Here is a 3,980-nt window from a genome sequence, read left to right as displayed (position 1 = left end):
GAGTGCCTCGGCCTACAGTCGTCGCTCACCGTACGGGCCCGGCGTACGAGGGGCCCGGCGAGCTGGTTCGCTTCGCCCGGCTCGCAACCGCGGCGAGGCCTGGCGCTCCCGCTCCGCTCAGGGGGTGGGCGCCGCGCTGCTCTCGCCGGCCGCCATGTGGCTGATCACCACGCTGTTCCAGGGCCCGGACCGTAACAAGGCCCTTGGGGTGTGGGCCGCCATCGGGGGAGCAGGCTCGGCCATCGGCGTGCTGCTCGGCGGAGTTCTGGTGTCGGGACCAGGCTGGGAGTGGATCTTCTTCATCAACATTCCGGTCGGCCTGGTCGCATTCCTCGGCGTCCCGGCGCTGCTGGGCGACGCCCGTGCGCGCACCGGCCCGTCCGGCGTGGCCCCACGGCTGGACGTAGCGGGCGCTGTGACGCTGACAGCAGCCCCGGCCCTGCTGATCTACGGCCTGGTTCAGGCCCGCGAGCACGGCTTCGGCGCGATGGGCGCCTGGCTGCCTCTGCTGGTCGCTCTCGCCTGCGTCACGGCCTTCGTCGCCGTCGAGCGGAGCGTACGTGAGCCGTTGGTGCGCCTCGAGCTGCTGGCCCGGCGGTCGCTGGTGGGCGGTGGTCTGGTGATGCTGGCCGCTTCCGGGCTGCTGATCTCGTCGTTCTTCCTCAACTCCTTCTACCTTCAACATGTGCTGGGTTACAGCGCGCTGAGGACCGGCCTGATCTCCGCCACCTCCCCCTATCTGCACCGGCTGTGCACGCGCTGCGACACCGTCGGCGACACTTGATGCCCGCCCGAGGCACGCTGTGCGGCTACTGCGCGGCCCAAAAGGACGACACCGAGGCCCAGCAGCCTGACCCCCACCACGGCCCGCACACGGCCCCGTCCCAGCCCGGAAAGGCCGGCCAGGCGCAGCAGCACCCCGCCGGCCCGCCCGCCCAGCCCACCAGGAGGACCCCCGCCATGCCCAACTTCAGCGCGTACGCCGCCCGCGAAGCCGCCACGTTCGCAGTGGGCGGCGGTGCCTGTGGGGCTCGGCTCAGCCTTGCTCCTCCCCGCTGGCCGCGGCTTCGTACGCGAGCAAAGTATCGACGAATACCCGCCGCTGATCTGGCGTCAGGGGAGCCAGCGCCTTGCGCCACGCAGCCGCGCCCGGGGCGAGCCAGGCAGCGATCGCGGGCCGCTGGTCGGCCGCAATGCCAATGATCCGCCGACGCCGGTCCGCCTCGTCCTCGCGCCGTTCCAGGATCCCCTTCCGGCTCAGGTCGCCGACCAGCAGACTCACCGTTGTCGGCGCGACCTGCAGTCGGGCCGCCAACTCGTTCACGGTCATCGGCCCGTCGAAGAGCAGGTAGGAGAGCAGCGAGAGGTGGCGCGGCGCCAGCGCGAAGGACTGCAGCGTCTCGGGCACAGGGATCTTCTTGACCCGGCCCACCATCCGGGGCATGAGCAGCAGCAGGGCCCTGACAGCGTCATCGACCCCGTTCTCGCCGCCCCCTGCGGCGTCGCGCGCCTTGGGCCTTGACATCGCACACCCCTCAACGTTTACCTTTGCCTTCAAAGGTATTTTGCTTTGCTTGCAAAGTGAACTTCCCTCCATCGTACGTACCGGCGTGAACGGAGTTGCCACCATGCCGCACTTCAGCGTGCACATCCGCGAAGAAACCCTCGACGGGACGGTAGAACCGAAGCTGATCAGCGCCCTGACCAACGCGGTCGGTGCCGTCTACGGCGAGGAGTTCCGCCGCCTCGTCGGGGTGGACCTGATCGGCATCCCGCAGCACCGGCGGGGCATCGGCGGCATCCCGACCGACAACGATGCACCTCTCGTCACCCTCAGCATGCGCGAAGCCGCGTATCACCTACCCGAGGTCCCGGACGCTCCCGCCCGCCTGGTCGCCACCACCACCGACGCACTGGCCGGCGTGCTCGGCGAGGCCGTCCGCAAGCAGGCCATCGTGACGATCGTCGGCGTCCCCAACGGCCGCACCGGAGTCGCCGGCACGGTGGCCTGACACACGTGCGCGGGCCGGAGCCACCCGCTCCGGCCCGCGCACGCACCGACCTCGAAAAAGCTCAACCAGCGAGGCGCCACCGAAGCCCGGCTGCACCAGGGCGCTGCCGAAACCCACTGGAGGCTCAGATAGTCGACCCGGTAATCAATCGGTCGTTCGCCTCCCGCAAGGTTTCGCCTGAGAGGTCGCAACTTGAGGCGCCGTGGGGGTGGGGTCCGGGCGTCCGACGGGCGGTTAGTTGCCTGAGTTCTCAACCGCTTTTTTGAGGGCGGCATCGCCGGCTGCGTACTGGGTTTCGAGTGTGTGGCGGTGTTCTGCGAATACAGCCTCGGCCATCGCCCCGGTGAAGGTCTCCTCATTGACCACGCGGGTGCCCTGGCCGTTGGACGTCAGAGTCCAGGCGTGACAGCCGAAGAAGACTTCGGGATCGCCTCCTTGCCACGCGAGTGTGCTGCCCTCGATCACCTCGGAGACGGTCACCTCGAAGTCAAGTTCCAGGGCAGTTCCGCGATTGGTGCGCAGGTGCAGGACAGAGCCTTCCGCGAGGGGCTGGTCGTCGCCGTCCGATCTGCCGAGAAGCTCCATACTCGGGTGCCATTGCCGGTAGCCGGCCAGGTCGATGAGGACCTTCCAGACCTGTTCTGGGGCGGCGGCGATGGATATAGCAGTGTGTACGGTCAGTTGCTGCCCGGTCATGTCGTCCGCGATCTTCTTTCGTAAGAGGTGTCCGCTGGGGAAAGCTGCGCACCTGTGGCTGGCGGGCGGGACGGCGCGGGCGCGATCGAGCGTCCCAACTGCCCGCCAGTGGGCACGGGATCCAGCTAAGCGCCATTTCCTTGCACGACCATACAGTCAAAAGAGTCCGGCAGCTATGCTCGCTCCATGGTTGGGGTCAAGGGTCAGGTGCAGCAGCGCGGCGTCGAGCGTCGCGGCGAGATCGTCCACGCGGCCATGGACCTGTTTGCCCGGCAGGGATACCGCGGAACATCGCTGGCCGCAGTGGCGGCAGTGGCCGGGGCACCCACCTCGTTGATCACCCACCACTTCGGCACCAAGCAAGGTCTGCTTCAGGCGGTACTGGAGGAGATGGACCTTCAATCGCTGGCCAAGCTCGACGACATCGTCAGCCCGGGATGGCACGCAGCCGCGACCCGGATGGTCCAGCACGCGGAACAGATGTCCTCCGCTGCACCGGAGCTCGTCGCCTTGCAGATCACGCTCACGGTCGAGAACCTGAGTGGCGACGCCCCTTTGCATCCTTACTTCCTCCGCAGGAACCGGCTTTTGCGCGAGTTGCTGGCGAAGGCCGTCCGAGAGGGGATCGACGCCGGCGAGTTGCGGCCCGACGTCCACCCGGATGCGACAGCGGTAGAGATTGCAGCGTTTCTTGAGGGCGCGGCAGTTCAGTGGCTGCTGGACCCTGAGACCGTCGATCTCGCCGCGGTGTACCGCCGCTACTTCTGCACGCTGACCGCCCAGCTCATGGCCCATGGCTCGTCACACAGCTCTGGCAGGGCAATGGGTCCAGGAACGAATGGGTGAGTCGGGGGCGAAGTTGGTCTTCGGTTCAGCGCGAGAGTTGCGCCAGCGGACGTAGGCGTTGATGGCTGCGTTCTGCTCCACGTGGCTGCGGTGGTCGGTGCCGGTCACTACCAGGGATGCCCGCACGGCCAGCAACACAGATGGCCGGGGCCTTCGGCTGTCCTCCAAGGCGCGTGACAGAACGTAGCGGCCACGCGAGACTCGGACCGACGCCGCACACCCCCGGCCGCCCGCGTCGGCGGACGCGAGCAAGCGCCCGAAGACCGCTGCGCAGGAGTTCGTGAAGGCCTGCGCAAACCACCACGACGGGCCGACGACAGCAACGCAAACTAGGGCGTGTTGCGAAAGTCGATCAAGGTCGTGGATGATCAAGCGCTGTGGGGCGTGGAGATATGACGAGCGGCCAGTGGGCTCGGCTTGAGCCGC

General features: G+C 68.0%; 5 protein-coding genes. 3 read left to right on the top strand and 2 right to left on the bottom strand.

From position 1 onward, the window contains the following. Positions 1-784, top strand: a 784-nt coding sequence (locus EFK10_RS08010; RefSeq protein ID WP_127355042.1) for an MFS transporter, incomplete at its 5' end; no start/stop codon positions are given. Between the two features lie 252 nt (positions 785-1,036). Here the strand turns inward: EFK10_RS08010 and EFK10_RS08005 are convergent. Further along, a complete protein-coding gene (locus EFK10_RS08005; RefSeq protein ID WP_127355041.1) occupies positions 1,037-1,525 on the bottom strand; it encodes a MarR family winged helix-turn-helix transcriptional regulator in 489 nt (162 codons plus the stop codon). A 103-nt stretch (positions 1,526-1,628) separates the two neighbouring features. Here EFK10_RS08005 and EFK10_RS08000 point away from each other — a divergent pair, with 103 nt between their 5' ends. After that, positions 1,629-2,012, top strand: coding sequence for a hypothetical protein (locus EFK10_RS08000; RefSeq protein WP_127355040.1), 384 nt, complete (start codon positions 1,629-1,631; stop codon positions 2,010-2,012). 234 nt (positions 2,013-2,246) lie between these two features. On the opposite strand, the gene EFK10_RS07995 is transcribed toward EFK10_RS08000, so the two are convergent. Beyond that, a complete protein-coding gene (locus EFK10_RS07995) occupies positions 2,247-2,708 on the bottom strand; it encodes an SRPBCC domain-containing protein (RefSeq protein ID WP_127355039.1) in 462 nt (153 codons plus the stop codon). Between the two features lie 186 nt (positions 2,709-2,894). On the opposite strand from EFK10_RS07995, the gene EFK10_RS07990 reads away from it, so the two are divergent. Next, a complete protein-coding gene (locus tag EFK10_RS07990) occupies positions 2,895-3,554 on the top strand; it encodes a TetR/AcrR family transcriptional regulator (RefSeq protein WP_127355038.1) in 660 nt (219 codons plus the stop codon). The last annotated feature ends 426 nt before the right edge of the window (positions 3,555-3,980 follow it).

Origin of the sequence: Streptomyces soli (genome assembly GCF_003999195.1) — a bacterium.
Classification (GTDB): Bacteria; Actinomycetota; Actinomycetes; order Streptomycetales; family Streptomycetaceae; genus Actinacidiphila; species Actinacidiphila soli.
The sequence above is the reverse complement of the archived record's forward strand: the minus strand, read 5'-3'. Positions and strand labels throughout refer to the sequence as shown.